The sequence below is a fragment of the Streptomyces sp. NPDC005262 genome, assembly GCF_042872425.1.
Taxonomy (GTDB): Bacteria; Actinomycetota; Actinomycetes; order Streptomycetales; family Streptomycetaceae; genus Streptomyces.
On the sequence record NZ_JBIAKK010000008.1, the window covers coordinates 240,028 to 258,686 of the forward strand.

Consider the following 18,659-nt stretch of genomic DNA (forward strand, 5'->3'; position numbering starts at 1 on the left):
GAAACGCCGGTACCCCCGGAACCGAGCCTCGGCCGGCGCAGGCACGGCTTGCCCGGCCGGGCGAGAGTGTGGGGGTGCCGGGCACCCCTGGATTCAGAAAGGGCGAGATGCGGTACATCAAGCTGCGTGACCTGGAGGTTTCCCGGATCGGCCTCGGTGCGATGGGCATGTCCCACGGCTACACCGGCTCCGGCACCGATGACGCGGAGTCGATCCGGACGGTGCACCGGGCGCTGGAGCTGGGCGTTACGCTCATCGACACCGCCGAGATCTACGGCCCGTATACCAACGAGGAACTCCTCGGGAAGGCGCTGAAGGGGCGCCGGGACAAGGTGGTGCTGGCCACGAAGTTCGGCCTGGTCTCCCACGGCGGCGACGGTCCGTGGAACCTGGATTCCGGCCCGGCCAACATCCGCACCGCGGTCGAGGCTCCCTGAAGCGGCTGGGCACCGACCACATCGACCTGTACTACCAGCACCGGGTGGATCCGAACACGCCGATCGAGGACACCGCAGGCGCGGTCGCCGAGCTGATCGCCGAGGGCAAGGTCCGCACTTTCGGTCTCTCCGAGGCCGGCCCGGACACGATCCGCCGCGCGCACGCCGTCCAGCCCGTCACCGCCGTGCAGTCGGAATACTCCTTGTTCACCCGCGGCATCGAGGAGCGCGTCCTGCCGGTGCTGCGAGAACTGAACATCGGCCTGGTCCCGTTCTCTCCACTCGGACGCGGTTTCCTGACCGGCACCGTCCGCTCCACCGACCAGTTCGACGAAGGCGACTTCCGCCGCGACAACCCGCGTTTCACCGGCGAGAACTTCCAGCGCAACCTCGCCCTCGCCGACCAGGTCAAGGCCCTGGCCGCCCAGGTCGGGGCCACGCCCGCGCAGGTCGCGCTGGCCTGGCTGCTCGCCCAGGGCGACGACATCGCCCCCATCCCCGGCACCAAGCGCGTGAGCCGGGCCGAGGAGAACACCGCCGCCGACGCCGTGACCCTCACGCGTGAGCAGCTCGACCAGCTCTCCAGCCTGCCGCCCGCCGCCGGTGACACTCACACCGAAGCCCAGGCGCGGATGCTCGAACGCTGACCGCCCTCGGCCGCCCCTGGCGTCGCCGCTCGGCACGCCAGCCGCACCACCTGTTTGGAGTAACGCCTGTCATGCGTGCAGCCGTGATGTACGGAGCCGGCGACGTCCGCGTCGAGGACCGGCCCGACCCAAAGATCGTCCAGTCCACCGATGCCGTCGTCCGCGTGCTCGCCTCATGCGTATGCGGCAGCGATCTGTGGCCGTACGGTTCGATGGCCGCCACGGACACCGGCCGCCCCATGGGCCACGAATTCCTCGGCGTCATCGAGGAAACCGGCGCAGACGTAACCGGCCTGAAGACGGGTGACCTGGTCGTGGCCCCATTCACCTACAGCGACAACACCTGCGACTACTGCGCCAAGCGCCTGCACATCTCGTGCCGCAACGGCGGCCGGTACGGCTTCGACGGCGTCGATGGCGGGCAGGGCGAAGCCGTCCGCGTCCCGGTCGCGGACGGCACCCTGGTCAAGCTGCCCGTGACCGCCGACTCAGCCCTGCTCCCGTCGCTGCTGGCGCTGTCGGACGTGATGACCACCGGCCACCACGGCGCGGTCACCGCGGGCGTCGGCCGCGGAGACACGGTGCTGGTCGTCGGGGACGGCGCGGGCGGTCTGTGCGCGGTGATCGCCGCCCAGCGGCTGGGCGCCGACCGGATCGTCCTCGCGGGCCGCCACGAGACGCGCACCGATCTGGGGCGTGAGTTCGGCGCGACCGACGTCGTCGCCGAGCGCGGCGAGGAAGGCATCGCCCGTATCCGCGAACTGACCAACGGCGTGGACAAAGTCATCGAGGCCGTCGGCACCCGCGAGACCCTCGACACCGCACTCGGCGCGGTCCTGGACGGCGGCACCATCAGCCGTCTCGGGGTCCCCCAGTACGAGCAAGGCCCGGTCGGCCCGGCCGACTTCATGCGCAACATCACCCTGACCGGCGGCGCCAGCCCCGCCCGCGCCTACATCGAACGCCTCCTGCCCGATGTCCTTGACGGCACCATCGCCCCCGGCCGCGTCTTCGACCGTACCTTCACCCTCGACGAGACCCCGCAGGCGTACCGGGCCATGGCTGACCGCCAGGTCCTCAAGGCCCTTGTCCGCCCCTGACCAGGGCCCCACGCCCCCCAGCATCAGCAACGCGAAGGACATCCCCTCAATGCAGACCGTGACCCTGAACAACGGCGTCGAGATGCCGCTCCTCGGCTTCGGCGTCTACCAGATCCCCGCCGAGGACACCGAGCGCGCCGTCACCGACGCACTCGCCGCCGGCTAGCGCCTCCTGGACACCGCGGCCGCCTACGGCAACGAGGAAGCCGTCGGCCGGGCCATCAAGTCCAGCGGCATCCCGCGGGAGGATCTGTTCGTCACAACCAAGCTCTGGGTCCAAGACACCCCGGCCCGGGACAACACCACACGGGCCTTCGAGACCTCGCTGAACAAGCTCGGCCTGGACCACCTCGACCTGTACCTCATGCACCAGCCCTCGGCGACGTCTACGGCCAGTGGCGCGCCATGGAAGCCCTCAACCGCGAGGGCACGGCGAAGGCCATCGGCGTCGCCAACTTCTACCCCGACCGGCTCATCGACCTGATCGTCAACAACGAGATCACCCCGGCCGTCAACCAGATCGAGACCCACCCCTTCTTCCAGCGCGCCGACTACCAGGACCTCATGCGCGAGCACGGCGTGCAGATCCAGTCCTGGGGCGGCTTCGCCGAGGGCAAGAACGACCTGTTCACCAACCCCCTCCTCGCCGAGATCGGCAAGGAGCACGGCAAGACGGTCGCGCAGGTCGTGCTGCGCTGGCTGACCCAGCGCGGCGTCATCGCCATCCCCAAGTCGGTCCGCGCCCAGCGGATGGCCGAGAACCTCGACGTCTTCGACTTCCGGCTCACCGACGAACAGATGGCCCGGATCGCCACCCTCGACACCGCCGGCTCGCTGTTCTTCGACCACCACGACCCCGAGATCGTCACCTGGCTCGCCAAGCGCCGCCTGGATGCTTGACCCGCATGCGCTCGCGGCGAGCAGCTTGTCGGAAAGCCCGCATTCGACCGGTACGAGGACGCCCCTCCGCCTTGCGATGCACCGCATCCGACGCCGTGCGCTGATCCACCAGGGATTACGGGACAGCCCTTAGACATCCCCGATGCGGCTCTGTGCCGCCGGCACCATCCTGCCGATCACGGTGGCGAGCGTCGCTCCGAGGACGCTGACGCCGACCAGGGTCAGCCAGATCGCGGCTGCCCCAGTGGACAGCAACCCGGAGAACGCGACCGGAGCGACCGTTCCTGCCAAAGTCACGGCGAGTTGGTTGAGGGCCAGGTAACGGCCGCGGAGAGCGTCCGGGGCGCTCTCCGCGGCGACCGTCGACGCGATGGGGCCGCCGAGGATTTCACCGAGGGTGTAGCTGCCCGCTCCGAGCAGTACGACGGCGACCGCGAGGGCGAGCACGGCCACGCGGTCGGCGGCGAGGAACAGGAGGTAGCCGGCAGCAAAGCAGGCGTGTCCTGCGACGAGGACGCGACTGCGGACCCGCCCGCCGAGCCAACCGACGACGATGCCCTGGCCGAAGCCGACCATCAGGGTGTTGAGCGTGAAGACCGCCCCGGCCGTCCATCCCGGCAGTCCCAGCACGTCCACGGTGTAGACCGGTATCGCGATGTTGAGGGCGAACAACGAGATGGCGAAGCACAGTTGATGTCCGACGAGTGACAGGTGTCGCCGGTCCAGGAGCACGCGCCGCCAGCCTCCGGCCGCGTCGTGGCCCGCTTGCGGACGGGCGTTCGGTACGGCCCGCATCAGGGCGAAGGCGGTGACATAGGACATGGCGTTGATGGCCACGATCGCGGCGTAGACGCCGTGAGTACCGACACTGACGGCGACGGCGGAGAGGAGCCCGCCGAGTGCGTACCCGAGGTTGCGTACGGACCCGAGGAGGCCGAACCAGCGCTCGCGCTGACCGGGCGCGGCCAGCGCCGTGACGGTCACGCCGTAGCAGCCGAAGAACACTGCCCTCCCGGCGCTGTTCAACCACGCGCAGATGACGATCTGCCAGGTTTGACCCACGACGAGATACCCGGCGAAGCCGAGCGCCTGGGCCAGGTTTGCCGCTTGCAGCACCGGCTTGGCGCCGTACCGGTCGACCAGTCCTCCGATCAGAGGACCTGCTGGGAGCGACAGCAGCCCGGCCGTCGTCAGCGCCGCGCCCACCTGCACCAGCGTCAGCGAGGTCGTGGCAAGGAAATACAGCATCGAAACGGGGATGAAGACGCCGGTGCCGATCGAGTCGATGACGATCGCCGCGACGAGACGGCCATGTCGAGCCATCGAGGGACGGACCGTGGAATCGGAATTAGCCACCTCCCAGACGGTATATATTTTATACCGGTATCCACAACGCTACCGGGAGTCGTGCATGGGTAAGGCCTACAACGTCATGGCCGCGACCTGCCCCAGTCGCACCGTCCTGCACCGGATCGGGGCGCGCTGGACGGTGTTCGTCGTCAACGCGCTCGACACCGGGCCGATGCGATTCACCGAGCTCAAGGCGCACATCCGGGGGATCACACCCAAGGCGCTCACGGAGACGCTTCGCGCGATGGAGTACGACGGCCTGATCTCTCGCACGGAGATTCCCGCACATCCCCCGCACGTCGAGTACGCCCTCACCGACCTCGGCCGGTCACTGCTGATACCCCTACGTGCCGTCCGGGAATGGGCCGAGCGCCACGTCCCCGACATCGAACGCGCTCGCGTGCAAGCCGACTCGCAACGGTGACCTGGCTCGCCGATCCGGCTACGAACCGCGCGACGCGGCAGTCGCGCCGCAGCAGGAAGCCGGCCGCGAAGAAGCGCAGCGCGTCCTTACGGAGCGCGGGCACCGTCCTGGTCAGCCTGGCGCCGATCGCGCCCTGCTCGCCGCTCCCGGCAGCCTGCCGCCCGAGGCCGTCGTCCTGTCGGTGCAGTCACCTGTGCGACCAGGAGTGCCGCTGCGACACCCGGTCCGGTGCCGGCCGCGCCCGGACCGCAGCCCGTGGTGACCGACCATCCGACGTCGCCGGGATGTCCGTGCCGCCCAAGTGCTGAGGTTTGCTCCTACCCTCGTCCCATGACCGAGAACGAGATCAAACTCAAGGCGATCGCGGCGCTCACCGCACTGCGCAGCGGCGTCGGTACGGACTATGTCTCGGACCTGCTCGGCGAAGTGGTTCCCGAGCATTTCGTCGTGTCTGCGGCCGCGGGTCCGCGCGAGGTCGGGCTGTCCGTCCTGAGTCAGCTCTCTCAGCCGCTCAGTGCACTGATCACCGGATTCGTGCTCGCGTTCCAGGCCGTTGCGGATGCCTATGACGAGACAGTACCTGCGACACCCACGGAGGAAATTCTTCAGGCCCTTGCACTCGAACTCGCCCGCGAATCGGATTGAACCGTTCTCGAAGGCCGGCCCGCGCTCTCATGTGTCCGCTCGTCGATCCGGTGTCAGGCCGGCAGCTCGCCGGCCGGTTCGACGCGGGTGGTCTTCTCGGCGGCAGCGTCGCCCTGGCGATCGAGGTGTGCTTCGGCGGCCCGATGCTTTGATCGCCGACCCCCGAGCCATAGTGGGAAGCCCCGCCCCGCAGGGGCGGGGACACCTCAGCGGCCGCCGGGGGAGCGGAGAGCGCGACGGCTCTGGCTGCCCACCGGTCGCCGGAGGCGGTGGCCTCTCGCGCATTCAGGCCCCCACGGTCCCGTCGAGCCCTTCCCGCAGAAGGTCTGCGTGTCCGTTGTGGCGGCCGTACTCGAGGAGCACGTGCACCATCACCATCCGCAGTGACACTTCCTCTTCCCATCTTGGCTGGTACCCGGCCAGGTCGAGGGAGTCAGCCTCTCGCTCGATGGAGCGCGACTTCTCCACCTCGGCCTCCCAGGCATGGAACGCCTCGTCCCTGGTTGATGCGCTTGCGTCGTACGCTGCCTGGAAGTCGGGCTTGTCGGACCAGACCATGGGCGCGTCGTTGTCCTCGAAGACTCGACGGAACCAGGCGCGTTCCACCTCCGCCATGTGCCGTACCAGACCGAGCAGTGAAAGCGTTGACGGTGGCATCGAGCGCTGCCGCAGTTCCTCGTCGGCAAGCCCTTCGCACTTCATGGCGAGAGTCGCACGGTGGTAGTCGAGGAAGGCCCGCAGCATGTCGCGTTCGCTGCCGAAACTGGGCGGTCCTGTGCGAGTGTCGCTGGTCACTTGTCGTACCCCTCGTCCCTGGCCGTATTCGGTGCCCAGTATCCACACTCTTCGGCTGTCCCCGGGGGGAGGGACGTCCCCCGGACCCGGACCATCACCACGGGCGGCGAACGACACAGGACCCGCCCGGGCCGCCGCCCCGTCGGTGGTCACGGGCGCAGGACGCAGCGCGCTCGGCACCGGCGTTCGCCCGGCCCGCCGCACCAAGTCGGCTATCGGTGGTGCCCGTTGAGCCGGCCCGCCGTGTCGAGCGGGCAGGAGGGAACGGCGCTCGGGATCATCGCGGTAGGGCGGTCACGCCAGAGGTGGGTCGGCCGGCGAAAGCGTTGACCGTGGTGTCGCCCGGCAGGGTCCCCGCAGCACCGTCCTGCGTCGCCTTGTGAGCCTGGTTGTCAGTGCCGGATGGAAGACTGCCCGGCATGATCGAACCGAACCCGAAAGCGGATGTTCTCCGGTACCTGCAAGACGCTCGTGACGCCCTGTTGTGGAAACTCGACGGACTCTCGGAGTACGACATCCGCCGCCCTCTGACACCTACCGGCACCAACCTCTTGGGACTGGTCAAGCATGTCGCCGGCGTGGAGGCGGGGTACCTCGGCGACACGTTTGGGCGGCCGTTCTTCGACGACGTGCCACCGCCCTGGTGGTACACGGAGGACGCCGAACCCAACGCGGACATGTGGGCCACTGCGGACGAGTCGCGCGAAGAGATCACCGGGCTGTACCACCAGGTGTGGGAGCACTCGAACAGCACGATCGCGACGCTGACGCTTGACGCGATCGGTCACGTCCCGTGGTGGCCGGAGGAGCGACGGGAGGTGACACTGCACCATGTCCTGGTGCGTGTGATCGCCGATACCCAACGGCACGCCGGTCACGCCGACATCGTGCGAGAGCTCATCGACGGGACGGTCGGGCTGTTGAAGGGCAGCGACAACGTGCCACCGGGCAATCAGGCATGGTGGGAGAACCACCGGAGCCGACTGGAGCGCGCGGCGCGGGAAGCGGGCAACGGCTGATCCCGCCCTGCCGCGGCCGACCCCACCGGTACCGGGGTCGGCCATGCAGCGTCGCTCGGCCGGAATCGTCTGTGGCCCAACCGTCGCCCGGTATGGCTGGTGGTGTGGGCGTACACCGCCCTGCCGCCGACTTCAGGCACGGGACGACGGAGCCCGGCGGTACGCGGATCAGTGCGAGTCGGGCTCGCGGCGACCCCGGACGACCTCCTTCACCTTGGCGACGGCGAACCCCCAGCCCTGTCCGACCGTCGGTTGGGCCGGGACGGCGATTTCGTCAGGGTTCGTCAGTACGTCGAGCAGGACCGGCCCCGGTGTGGAGAACGCACGTCGTACCGACTCCTCCAGCTCGGCGGGGTCCGTGACACGGATGCCGGTGATGCCCATGGCGGTGGCCACGGCGGCGAAGTCCGGGTTGTCCAGCAGGGTGCCGAACTCAGGCAGTCCCGCCTGCTCCTGCTCCAACTTGACCATGCCGAGGCGGCGGTTGTCGAAGACGACGAGTTTGACGGGGAGATTGCTGGTCCTGAGGGTCATGAGATCGCCGAGAAGCATGCTCAGGCCGCCGTCACCGCAGAATGCGATCACCTGGCGTCGCCGGTCGAGGTACTGCGCTCCGAGAGCGTGTGGCATGGCATTGGCCATGGAGCCGAGGTTGTACGAGCCGAGGAGCCGGCGCGCACCGCGCATCTCCACGAATCGAGAGAGCCACACGGTGGCCATTCCGGTGTCGGAGGTGAAGACGGCGTCGTCGGCGGCGACCCGGTCGACCGAGGCGGCCAGCGCCTCGGGCCTTATTCCGTGCTCGGGATTGTCGAACGCCGAGCGGATGCGTCCGACCGCACCCCTGTCGTGCTTGGCGTCGGCGAGCCGGGCCTGGCCGTCGCGCCAGCTCTCGAAACTGACGCGGGCGTGGTCAAGATGTTTGCGGTCGCGCGCTTCCTCGGATCCCAGGCACCGGAGCAGGTCGCGGACCGTGGCGCCCACGTCGCCGACGAGCCCTGCCTCGACCGGGACGCGGCGTCCGATGTGCGTGGCTTCGGTGTCCACCTGGATGACGGTCCGGCCGCCCGGATACCACTCCCGGTAGGGAAAGTCCGTACCCAGCAGCAGAAGCGTGTCGGCATCCTGCATGGCGGAGGCAGCAGCCGGATTACCGATCAGCCCGGTCTGGCCGACTTGGAAGGGGTTGTTGTCTCCCTCGAAGCCCTCCTTCGCCTTGAGCGTGAGCACCATGGGCGCGGCGAGGCGGTCAGCGAGTGCCAGGACGTCCTCGCGGGCTGCGCGGGCGCCCTGACCGACGAGCAGGGTGACCCGTTCGGCACGTCGGAGGAGGCCGGCCGCGCTCCGGACGGCGGACTCCTCCGGTCGCGTCACCCCCGGGCTCAGCGAGAAACGGGCTTTGCGGTCCCTGCTCAGCGGTCGGTCGCTGATGTCGCCCGGCACAGTGAGAACGGCAACCCCCTTACGCCCCAGTGCATTGCGAACGGCTGTCTCGAGCAGGTGCGGCAGCTGGTCGGGGGAGGAGATCGTTGCGCGGAAGACTGCGACATCACTGAAGAGGGCGTCGTTGTCGACTTCTTGGAAGTAGTCACTTCCCATGTCGGTCAGCGGCACCTGTCCGGCGATCGCCAGGACCGGAGTGCGGCTCTTGGCCGCGTCGTAGAGACCATTGAGCAGGTGGATGGAGCCGGGACCGACGGTGCCCATGCAGACGCCGAGGTTGCCGGAGAGCTGGGACTGGGCACTGGCGGCGAAAGCTGCGGTCTCCTCGTGGCGGCATCCCACCCACTCGATGTCCTCGGTGGTGCGGATGGCTTCCGTGAGCGGATTGAGCGCGTCCCCGACGACGCCGAACACCTGGCGTACGCCGAGCTGGCTCAGCGCGTCTCCGATGAGGCGGGCAACGGTACGGGTCACAAGATCCTCCTGGTCAGACAGCGAAGTGGTCGGGGTCGGCAGCTTCCCAGTCGGCGGCCCAGGACGAAGGGGGCTCGGCGAGCAGTTGCCCTGGCGCGAGGCATTCGTACATCTCGTCGAGGGAGCGCAGGGTGTAGGGGTCGATGCGCCGTTGGAGCATGTGCGGACGCAGCTGGGCAGGGTCGGTGACACCCATGGAGGCCATGATCTGGAGGGCGCTGGCCACGGTCGCCGCCTGGAGACGCCGAACCCGCACCGACTTGTCTCCGACGTCGAGGGCGCGTGCGCGTCGGGGATCCTGTGTGGTGACGCCAGTGGGGCAGGTGTTGGTGTGACAGCGCTGCGCCTGTATGCAGCCCACGGCGAACATCATCGCGCGGGCCGAGTTGCCGTAGTCGGCGCCCTGGAGGAGGCGTTTGACCAGGTCGGCGCCCGTGGCGATCTTGCCGCTGGCTCCGACCTTGATCCGGCTTCGGAGGCCGGCGCCGACGAGGGCGTTGTGCACGGTGAGCAGACCATCGGTGAGCGGAGCACCGACATGGTCGGCGAACTCCAGCGGCGCTGCCCCGGTGCCCCCCTCGGCCCCGTCCACGATGATGAAATCAGGGGTCGTGCCCTCCTCCAGCATGGCCTTGCACACGGCGAGGAACTGCCGCCGCGAGCCGAGGCAGAGCTTGAATCCTGTGGGTTTGCCCCCGGACAGCTCTCGCATCCGTGCGACGAAGCGGACCAGTTCACGAGGTGTGGAGAAGACCCGGTGATACGGGGGCGAGATGACCGTCCGCCCCTGGGGCACGCCCCGCACGTGGGCGATCTCCGCGTTGACCTTGGCCCCGGGCAACACTCCGCCGATGCCGGGCTTGGCGCCCTGAGACAATTTGAGCGACACACATTTCACGTGCTCGTGGGCTGCCTTGTCGGCGAATATCGCGGCGTCGAATCCGCCGTCCTCGGTCCTGCATCCGAAGTAACCCGTGCCGATCTCCCAGACGAGATCCCCGCCGGGCCGCAGATGGTATTCGGACAGGCCGCCTTCACCGGTGTCGTGGGCGAAGTGCCCGCCTGCTGCACCGGCGTTGAGAGCCAGGACCGCATTCGCGGAGAGGGAGCCGAAGCTCATGGCGGACACGTTCAGCAGCGCCATGTCGTACGGCTGGGTGCAGTCGGGGCCGCCGATCCTGACGCGCGGCGGTGTCCGGGGGACCGGGCAGGGCGCCATCGACGGCACCAGGAACTCATGGCCGGGCCGGTAGACGTCTCGCTCCGTGCCGTAGGGCTCCTCGGCATCCGTGCCCTTTGCCCGTTCGTACACGATGCTGCGCACGTCCCGGTCGAAAGGGCGGCCGTCGAAGTTCCGCTCCACGAAGTACTGCTGGAGCTCGGGGCGGATGCTCTCCATGAGGAAACGGGCGTGCCCGATCACGGGGTAGTTGCGCAGCACCGAGTGCCTGCGCTGCGCAAGATCCCAGATCCCGAGGAGGCCCAGCAGAGCGAACAGCACACCGGCAATCCACCACCAGGACGAGATCCACACGGCGGCACCCGCCGCCGCGAGAGCCGCCAACACCATGAGACCCACCAAGCCGATTCGTGTCACCACAGACGGGTTGCCGGATTTCTGCAGCCCACACGTGTGAGCAGCCCCAAGAGGCCCCAAGGACCAGGGAGAGAGGGCTGGTGGACGGCGGCTCACGGACCCCGTGCTGCACCGGCTCTTCATGCTCGTCGCACGGGCACAGGCCCTGCGGTGGTGACTGACGACCTGCCGAGCCGGAGGCGGCACCTCTGACGGGACATGGCCGGGAAGGGCAGGTCGGCCGGCCGTCGTTGCCGTGGCATGCGACGACCCCCGGGACTCCTCGAAGGGTCCCGGGGGCCGTGCTGCGCAGAAACAGACGCAGGGTCAGATGAACGGGCCGCCGAAGGGTGTGCCGGCGCCGTAGTAGGTGCCCAGCTGGTCGTGGTAGCCCGGGTCGCCGAGGTGCTTCTCCCGATCGAATTCCGGGGCGTCCTTGATCTGCTGCTTGGTGCGGTCGACGAAGATCTTCTGCTCGTCCGGGTCGATACTGACGACCGTACTCGCCGGGAGCAGGACCTCCCGGCCGAAGATCCACACGCCGGTGTCCACCACCAGATAGGCGGCATCGACCTCATCGGAATGCTTGTCGACCTTCCCGATGCTGCCGTCCGCGGCCTCGACCTTGTAGCCGGTGAGGTCGGGGCCCGTCGCACGGCCCGCAGTCGACTTGTAATTCCACATATTCTCAGTCACGCGAAACAACTCCTCCGGTAAACGGAGGACAGCAGGGATTCCCGCCGGCCTCCTTTTTCCGTATGCTGTGCACAGCGGTTTCATTGACCGCGTGCGGTTCGGGTGCCCCGGATCCGGAGATCGACGCCCCGATCGAAAGGTGAATCGGGGCGTCTCCGGACGGACAGCCCTTAGTCACGGCGATCACCCGACATCGTCCGCCTTCCCTCGATATCCGGCTTCAATCCGCCATCGGAAAACAGCGGCGGCGCCTGCTGTGAAGGCGGTGGCCTGCTGCTTCATACGAAGGACGACAGGCCACCGCCATGTACTGCCTGGAATGCGCCGACGGTGTCGGCTACCAGCGATACCAGCGGCCACTGCCACCCTTCGGGCGGGCGACGAAGCCGATCAGCCATAGGACCAGCACGGCGATCGCGACCCACCACAGGATTTTCAGCGCGAAACCCGCACCGAAGAGAATCAGGGCCAGCAGAAGAACGAGAAGCAGGGGAACCATAATTATCAACCTCCGTACCACCGCCTGCCCCGCCATTCTCCGACCATGCACACGAATTGAGATCAGCCTGCATTCGAGTGCGTCAGTCCGGTCTGACCTGGTCTCTTCTGAAATTGAATATGCGGCTGGAATGGGGGTGCTTCTGGGCCGTGGACACCCACAGCGCTGCCTGCTCGTCCGGAAGACCACCGCGGTGTGCTTCGTCGGGAACGACGTCGGCGCCCGGCCCGGATCACCCCCGAACAGGCCGGCCTCACCCCTCACCAGGGCGCCCGCCGCGTTCCGGGATCACGCCGCGAAGAGGTCGCCCAACTGGCCGGAGTCATCGTCGACTACTACATCCGCCTGGAACGAGGCCGCATCCAGGGTGTCTCGGAGGTCGTCTGAGAGGCCGTCGCCCGCGCTCTGCAACTGGACGACACCGAACGGGCCCACCTCTTCGACCTTGCTCAGCCCGCCACCGGCCGGACCCGCCGCAAGCACCCGCTCGCCTCGCAGAGGGTCTGTCCCGCGCAGCCTGTGCGGCGCCGGACCACTTCGCACAGCGTGCTCGGCTGCCTGGAGTCAATCGGCCGTGTTGGGGGCCTGTCTCCACGTGTCGACGGCACCCGCTGGGTGTGAAGGGTGCGCGTGAGGACCGCCGGGTCCGTGTGTCGGGCCCCGGTCGCCAATGCTGTGTACGACGCCGTCGGCCGTCGCACCCGGATGATGCCGATCGTGGTGGGGGACCTGCTGACTCGACGGCTTGCTCAGCCCCGGTGTTTCGTCGCGCTGGACGACGATCATCGCCATGTCGTCGTTCAGCGGGCCTGCCGCGTACGCCTTGAGATCGGCGGTGATCTTCTGCACCAGTGGCCCGGGCGCCTGGTCGGTCCAGGCGGCGGCACGCTCGGCGAGCGGATAGAAGGTGCCCCGTCCGTCGCGGGTCTCGCTGACGCCGTCGGTGTAGAGCAGGAGCCGGTCGCCGTAGGCGAACGGGAAGGTCGCCTGGACGTAGGCGTCGTCGGACAGTCCGCCGAGACCGAGGGGCAGCGCGGGGGCGGGCACACTGAGCGCGGTCGCGGTGGAGTTGTGCAGCAGGAGGGGCGGCGGATGCCCGCAGCTGATCACGTGGACCACCGGCTCGTCGTCCGGGATGTCCACCACCACGGCGGTCACGAAGCGCTCCCCGACGTCAGCATCGGACCCCGAAGACTCCGAGAACTCCGCCAGACCCCACCGGACGGCGCCTTCCAGGTACGCGACCAGCTCCGGCAGCGGGGACTGGCGGTGGGCCGCGGCGCGGAAGGCGCCCAGCATGATCGCGGTGTCGCCGATCGAAGCGAGGCCCTTGCCCCGTACGTCACCGATGACCAACCGAGTGGAGTCGGAGGCGCGGGCAACGGCGTACAGGTCACCGCCGATGCGGGTGTCGGCCTCTGCGCTGCGGTACTCCGATGCGATGGACACGGGGCCGGCCTTGTCCGGCAGCGGGCGCAGGACGACGCGCTGTGTCGCGTCGGAGACCGAACGCACCCGGAGCAGCTCCAGCCACAGTCGGTCCCGCAGAAGGGAAAAGATCACCAACAGGACACAGAGCGCCGCGAGGGACCCGAACTCGACGAGGACACTCTCGGTGATCAGTACGCCGCGTTCCGTCCCCGCAACGACGAGAGAGACCGCCGCGAGCCCGCCGATCAGCGCAGTGAGGCGAGGGCCCGCGACGACGGAGGTGACCGCCGGGGCCACGATGAGCAGGTGCGCCAGATGGATGTCCGGCGGCAGGAAGTGGTCGGCCACCGGTATGGCGACGATAAGCACCAGGGGCGCCACCAACCACAGAGGGCCCGGCGTGGACCGACGCCAGGACCGCAATATCTGGCCCAGCGGGGTGGTCATGCTCGCAGTTGTCACGTCGATGCTCCTCGCCCTACACGTGCCAACGCGTCGTCGACCGTCGCTCATTCCGCTGCGCGCCGGTCAGCCGGTCACGGCCGCCTCCGGAGACCGGCGGGGACGATCACGGTGCCGGGGGCGGGGCACTCCATGGCGGACCGTGGTTTCGGGCAGGGTGCCGGCCCGACCACGGTCCGCCACGGTGCGGACGATCCGAGGGACAGGTTCTCTCATCCCATGGCGTCGGTGGCCTGCGGGCTGTGAGTGAGCCGGTTCACCTGGATGTCCTTGCAGTACGGGACGGTCCCGGTCCGTACCACGTAACTCGCCGAGATCCATGCCTGCGTGTCACGCAGCAGGTACCAGACATCGTTGCCCGCAATCGTCTGCGCACGGACTTTGCAGCGCACGCCCACCTGATCCTGGTAATCCAGGATGTTCACCACCGACGAGTCCGTGCTGGGGTACTGCCGCTCGTTCAGACCACCCTGGCTGGTCACCGTGGCATAGGGCTGTACCGGAGGAGCGAACTGAGCAGGAGCAGCAGCGGCGAGCAACGGAGAACCGAGCACGACGACCACGGCAGCTCCCGAGCCCGTTGCGATACGCCGAGCCCGCCTCTCCAAGATCTTCGACATGACCATCTCTCTCGCTCGTATCCTGACTCCGGATCACATCGGAACACTCCCAGGGGCATACGCCCCGCACCCTGTGCTGCGGCAGCGCGTCGATCCCTCGAAGAGACGATCACGACCGGGCGACCGGGCCGGCGAGAACGGCCCGGAGGGCGAGTACGGGGACCCGCACGGTCGGTGAACCGGCCGGACTCCCACGTACAGTCGTCATGCCTTACCCCATGCGCACCAGCAGCAACGCGCCTTGCCGCCCTCCGGCAGCGGGTCCATGCTTGGTGGCATGGGTGACCAGGCCGGCCCCGAGCCCATCGCGTCCGTCGAGTGCGCCCTGCGCCTGTTGGAGGCTGTAGGGGCGCACGAGGCAGGTGCTCCCGCGCAGCAGCTGGCCGTGGAGACGGGAGTGCCGTTGCCCGGCGTTCACCGCTTGCTGCACGCACTCGCCCAGGACGGATACGTGACAGAGCTGGACGACGGCGCATTCGTCCTCTCCTGCAGACATCACCTGGTGGGCGCGGAACACGACGGCCAGGAGCTGGTGGAGCGCATCCGTCCCGTCCTGATGTCCCTGCGCGACGATCTTTCGGTCGCTGTCTATCTGACCAAGTACGAGCAGGGCGAAATCTGTGTCATGGAAATCGTCGACAGTGCGCAGGCTCCGCGTGTGGACCTCTGGGTGGACTTCCAGGACGCCGGACACGCCACCGCGCTGGGCAAGAGCGTGCTGCGTGAGCTGGACGAGGAAGCGCGCGCCGACTACCTCTCCCGGCACTCTCTGACCGAACTCACACCCCGCACCATCACGCGCAGGGAGGAGCTGATGCGGCAGCTCGACTCCTCACTGACCGAACCGGTCGTCATGGACCGGGAAGAGTACTCCCGCGGTACGACGTGCGCCGCGGTGCCCGTGTACTGCGGTGACCAGGTCGGTTCGCTCGGTATCTCCTTCCGGTCGGACTGGATGTACCGGACCACCCGGGTCCGGGCGGGGATGCTGTCGGCGGCGATGTGCTTGACCAGGAGGCTCTCGCTCCCTGACTGAACCCGAACCCGGTCGCGTGCCGTGCCCACGTACCGCGAGTCCCGCTTCGGCCCGGGCACGAGCGGTGCGGTGGGCACCCCGTCATCGCCGGATCGCTGCAGGACACCCGGGCCGACGGGAACGAGGCACTCGGAGGTACGCCCGTTTCGTCTGCGGGGGCCCTGTGCCGAGCCGGTATCTCCGCGTCGACCGGCGCACCCCCTGACCGCTCCCGCAGACCTACTCGGGAAGGGGCTGCTCTGCCCAGATGATCTTTCCTGTGCCGGTATGCCGCATTCCCCAGCGCTCGGTGAGCTGGGCGACCAGCATGAGGCCCCGTCCGCCCTCGTCGAAGATGCGCGCACGCCGCAGGTGGGGTGCGGTGCTGCTGGCGTCGGAGACCTCGCAGATGAGTGTCCTCTCTTTGATCAGCCGCAGCTGAACGGGTGCGGAAGCGTAGCGGATCGCGTTGGTCACCAGCTCGCTGACCACGAGTTCGGTGACGTAGGCCAGGTCGTCCAGTCCCCAGGCGTGCAGTTGGGCGGTCGCCCTGGAACGGGCCTCGGCCACGAAGGACGGATCGGCGGGAAGATCCCACACAGCGACGTGTCCGTCGTCCAGGGCGCGGGTACGGGCGAGGAGCAGCGCGACATCATCGGCGGGCCGCTCGCCGAGCAGAGCATCGAGCACGCGGTCGCAGGTGGTCTCCAACGACGGAGCCGCGTCGGCGAGGGCCGTGCGCAGAGCGTGCAGGCCGGAGTTGACATCGCGATCCTGTGCTTCGACAAGGCCGTCGGTGTACAGGGCAAGGAGGCTGCCTTCGGGCAGTTCGCGTTCAACCGCCTCGAACGGCAGACCGCCGAGGCCGAGCGGCGGGCCGGTGGGCAGTTCGAGGAAGTCCACCGCGCCGTCAGGGGTCACCAGAGCGGGCCAGAGGTGGCCGGCGCTGGCGAGTGAGCACTTGCGGGAGATGGGGTCGTACACCGCGTACAGACAGGTGGCCCCGAATTCTCCGAAGGGCGCCCCGGTTCCGGCCTCGGGCCCGGACTTGAGCCGGACGACCAGGTCGTCCAGATGTGCGAGCAGCTCGTCCGGGGCCAGATCGACGTCGGCGAGGGCGCGTACTGCCGTGCGAAGGCGTCCCATGGCGGCGGAGGCGTGGATCCCGTGACCGACCACATCGCCGACCACCAGGGCGACGCGGGCGCCGGAGAGCGGGATGACGTCGAACCAGTCACCTCCGACACCGATTTTCGAGTCTGCGGGCAGGTAGCGGCTGGCCACGTCGACAGCGGCCTGCTCGGCAACCCCCTGGGGCAGAAGGCTGTGCTGGAGGGCCAGAGTCGTCGTGTGCTCGCGGGTGTAGCGGCGGGCGTTGTCGAGGCAGACGGCTGCGCGCGCCGCGAGCTCCTCGGCGATCTGCAGATCTGCCTGCTCGTACGGTGCGGCGGACGGATCCAGGCGGGCGAAGAACACGACGCCGAGGTTGGTGCCGCGACCGCGCAGCGGCACCACCATCATCGAGTGCGCGTGGTGCCGACTCATCCAGGCGGACCGGACCGGGTCGTCGGCCAGCCAGCGGGTGATCTCGGGCTCGCCGACCTGGTGCAGGGTGCCGCAGCCAGTGGCGAGATTGCGGGCAATCGGCGAGAACGCCGGGTAGATGGACAACTCGCCGACGGTGACGACAGCCTTTTCGACGGGGCGGACGGCCACGCGACGCAGTACGAGCGGACCGTCGTCGGGAACCGGTGGGGGCTCGTCGCCGAGCAGCACTGTGTCGAGAAGATCGACCGAGACGAAGTCCGCGAGGTCGGGCACGGCGACGTCGGCCAGTTCCTGCGCGGTGCGAGCCACGTCCAGGCTGCTGCCGATACACCGGCTGGCCTCGTCGAGCAGCGCCAGGCGTTCGCGGGCCGCGTACTGCTCGGAGAAGTCGAGAGCTGCCAGCTGCACGCCGTGCACCAGCCCAAGGGAATCCTTGAGCGGGGTGAAGTGGATGATCCAGGCGTGGGCTTGGGACTCTCCTGGCACCTTGACGTAGTTCTCGATGTGTTCGGGCTCCCCGGTACGCAGCACGTGATCGACTGACTGCTCAGGGGCCTGGAAGGCAGGATCGGGCATGTGCTCGGTGATCCGGAGCCCGCGAAGATTCCGCTCCGTGGCGGCGAGCTGCTTGGTCATGTGCTCATTGACCCGCAGAAACCGGCCCTCGGTGTCGTAGATCGCCAGCGCGAACGGGGACTGGTCGAACGACCAGCAGATCAGAGGGTCCGTGTCGCGGTTCTCCTCTCCCTCCCGAATGCCCTCCAGCAGCCATCCAGCTCGCCCGTCACCTGTGGGGAGCGGCCGTGCCCGCAGCCGGCATTCGACCGTGTTGCCGTCCTGGTGGCGCAGTACCACGTGTCCCGTCCAAATCTCCTGTCGATCGAAACGCTCACGGACACCAGCAGGGAGGGGCGAAGCGAGCAGCGCCGTCGCGAGCCGGCCGACGGCGTCACCGGCGGAGTACCCGAGCAACTGTTCCGCACCGGTGCTCCAGCCGGTCAGCGTTCCGTCCGGAGCTGCCACGGCCACAGCCGCGGCGGGGGTGAGGGAGTCACCTGGCATGCTTGCCGGTGTGTCCATGGGCCGATCATCTCGCCTTCGAGTCCACTGGTGATTCAAGGATCTCTCGGTCCTGCCGCCAGATCGCGTCAAGCGGGATCGCACGTGCTGGACGCAGTGAATCGGACTCCGGGGGAATCAGCGAGTCAAGCATCCGTTACGTTCCGTGATGGTTGTCGGTGGTCGACCGCCGGCAGGGCGCTGATCAGCCCGAGATCCGATCCGGTGGTGCCACGCCTGCTCCGCGGAGTCGGGCGGGACGGCGGGTCGAGTGCCGTCCGCCGGACGTGTCCGGCTTCCACCAGCCGTGGGGGAGCCCAGGCGGAGGCGCCTGAGGTCCTCGCCCGCCGTGTCGGACCAGGGGCCCGTCGCCTCCGTGCCTCAAGGCTCTCCACCGGGTCTGCTCGGCCCTTGGCCCGGACGGATGGCTGCCTACCCGCCCACACCCCGGCCTCCAGCCGGAGAACTCCTCGTGCTGAATTCTCACGGCCTTCTTCCGTCCGCCAGGGCCTCAGGCTG

14 protein-coding genes and 3 pseudogenes are annotated in these 18,659 nt (G+C 68.5%); 8 read left to right on the forward strand and 9 right to left on the reverse strand.

Annotated elements, in window-relative coordinates; all coding sequences use genetic code 11:
- Positions 1–107 precede the first annotated feature (107 nt).
- The 3 genes and pseudogenes from ACFYP5_RS21810 to ACFYP5_RS21820 all read left to right on the forward strand — a co-directional run bounded on the left by ACFYP5_RS21810 (position 108) and on the right by ACFYP5_RS21820 (position 3,084).
- Positions 108–1,084 (forward strand): annotated as a pseudogene (locus ACFYP5_RS21810) (aldo/keto reductase).
- A 71-nt stretch (positions 1,085–1,155) separates the two neighbouring features.
- Positions 1,156–2,184 carry a zinc-binding dehydrogenase gene (locus tag ACFYP5_RS21815; RefSeq protein WP_389038451.1) on the forward strand — a complete coding sequence of 343 codons (1,029 nt, stop codon included), beginning with the start codon at positions 1,156–1,158 and terminating at the stop codon, positions 2,182–2,184.
- A gap of 49 nt (positions 2,185–2,233) precedes the next feature.
- Positions 2,234–3,084 (forward strand): annotated as a pseudogene (locus ACFYP5_RS21820) (aldo/keto reductase).
- Between the two features lie 129 nt (positions 3,085–3,213).
- On the opposite strand, the gene ACFYP5_RS21825 reads toward ACFYP5_RS21820, so the two are convergent.
- Positions 3,214–4,440 (reverse strand): MFS transporter, encoded by a 1,227-nt coding sequence (locus ACFYP5_RS21825; protein ID WP_389038453.1) that lies wholly within the window; start codon positions 4,438–4,440, stop codon positions 3,214–3,216.
- A gap of 55 nt (positions 4,441–4,495) precedes the next feature.
- Here ACFYP5_RS21825 and ACFYP5_RS21830 point away from each other — a divergent pair, with 55 nt between their 5' ends.
- Both ACFYP5_RS21830 and ACFYP5_RS21835 read left to right on the forward strand, forming a co-directional pair.
- The gene (locus tag ACFYP5_RS21830) at positions 4,496–4,858 is read left to right on the forward strand and encodes a winged helix-turn-helix transcriptional regulator (RefSeq protein WP_389038456.1); all 363 of its coding nucleotides are present in this window, start codon (positions 4,496–4,498) and stop codon (positions 4,856–4,858) included.
- A 330-nt stretch (positions 4,859–5,188) separates the two neighbouring features.
- Positions 5,189–5,503: a hypothetical protein gene (locus tag ACFYP5_RS21835; protein ID WP_327424728.1), complete on the forward strand. Its 315-nt coding sequence runs from the start codon at positions 5,189–5,191 to the stop codon at positions 5,501–5,503.
- Positions 5,504–5,788: 285 nt separating this feature from the next.
- Here the strand turns inward: ACFYP5_RS21835 and ACFYP5_RS21840 are convergent, their stop codons facing one another.
- Positions 5,789–6,298 carry a DinB family protein gene (locus ACFYP5_RS21840; protein ID WP_389038458.1) on the reverse strand — a complete coding sequence of 170 codons (510 nt, stop codon included), beginning with the start codon at positions 6,296–6,298 and terminating at the stop codon, positions 5,789–5,791.
- 419 nt (positions 6,299–6,717) lie between these two features.
- On the opposite strand from ACFYP5_RS21840, the gene ACFYP5_RS21845 reads away from it, so the two are divergent.
- Complete coding sequence (locus ACFYP5_RS21845) at positions 6,718–7,317, forward strand: DinB family protein (RefSeq protein ID WP_389038461.1); 600 nt, start codon at positions 6,718–6,720, stop codon at positions 7,315–7,317.
- Between the two features lie 168 nt (positions 7,318–7,485).
- Here the strand turns inward: ACFYP5_RS21845 and ACFYP5_RS21850 are convergent, their stop codons facing one another.
- The 4 genes from ACFYP5_RS21850 to ACFYP5_RS21865 all read right to left on the reverse strand — a co-directional run bounded on the left by ACFYP5_RS21850 (position 7,486) and on the right by ACFYP5_RS21865 (position 12,005).
- Positions 7,486–9,234 (reverse strand): thiamine pyrophosphate-dependent enzyme, encoded by a 1,749-nt coding sequence (locus ACFYP5_RS21850; RefSeq protein ID WP_389038464.1) that lies wholly within the window; start codon positions 9,232–9,234, stop codon positions 7,486–7,488.
- A gap of 13 nt (positions 9,235–9,247) precedes the next feature.
- A complete protein-coding gene (locus ACFYP5_RS21855) occupies positions 9,248–10,831 on the reverse strand; it encodes an FMN-binding glutamate synthase family protein (protein ID WP_389038466.1) in 1,584 nt (527 codons plus the stop codon).
- Positions 10,832–11,137: 306 nt separating this feature from the next.
- Positions 11,138–11,506: a PRC-barrel domain containing protein gene (locus ACFYP5_RS21860; RefSeq protein ID WP_389038469.1), complete on the reverse strand. Its 369-nt coding sequence runs from the start codon at positions 11,504–11,506 to the stop codon at positions 11,138–11,140.
- Positions 11,507–11,843: 337 nt separating this feature from the next.
- Positions 11,844–12,005 (reverse strand): hypothetical protein, encoded by a 162-nt coding sequence (locus ACFYP5_RS21865; protein ID WP_030931772.1) that lies wholly within the window; start codon positions 12,003–12,005, stop codon positions 11,844–11,846.
- A gap of 195 nt (positions 12,006–12,200) precedes the next feature.
- Between ACFYP5_RS21865 and ACFYP5_RS21870 the strand changes: the two are divergent.
- Positions 12,201–12,515 (forward strand): annotated as a pseudogene (locus ACFYP5_RS21870) (helix-turn-helix domain-containing protein); the annotation flags it as partial.
- Between the two features lie 54 nt (positions 12,516–12,569).
- Here ACFYP5_RS21870 and ACFYP5_RS21875 read toward each other — a convergent pair.
- Both ACFYP5_RS21875 and ACFYP5_RS21880 read right to left on the reverse strand, forming a co-directional pair.
- Positions 12,570–13,898, reverse strand: a complete 1,329-nt coding sequence (locus ACFYP5_RS21875) for a PP2C family protein-serine/threonine phosphatase (protein WP_389038471.1) — start codon at positions 13,896–13,898, stop codon at positions 12,570–12,572.
- Between the two features lie 212 nt (positions 13,899–14,110).
- Complete coding sequence (locus tag ACFYP5_RS21880) at positions 14,111–14,518, reverse strand: SH3 domain-containing protein (RefSeq protein ID WP_389038474.1); 408 nt, start codon at positions 14,516–14,518, stop codon at positions 14,111–14,113.
- Positions 14,519–14,795: 277 nt separating this feature from the next.
- Between ACFYP5_RS21880 and ACFYP5_RS21885 the strand changes: the two genes are divergently transcribed.
- Complete coding sequence (locus ACFYP5_RS21885) at positions 14,796–15,554, forward strand: IclR family transcriptional regulator (RefSeq protein WP_389038476.1); 759 nt, start codon at positions 14,796–14,798, stop codon at positions 15,552–15,554.
- Between the two features lie 219 nt (positions 15,555–15,773).
- Here ACFYP5_RS21885 and ACFYP5_RS21890 read toward each other — a convergent pair whose 3' ends face one another.
- Positions 15,774–18,161: a SpoIIE family protein phosphatase gene (locus tag ACFYP5_RS21890; protein ID WP_389038479.1), complete on the reverse strand. Its 2,388-nt coding sequence runs from the start codon at positions 18,159–18,161 to the stop codon at positions 15,774–15,776.
- Positions 18,162–18,659: the final 498 nt, after the last annotated feature.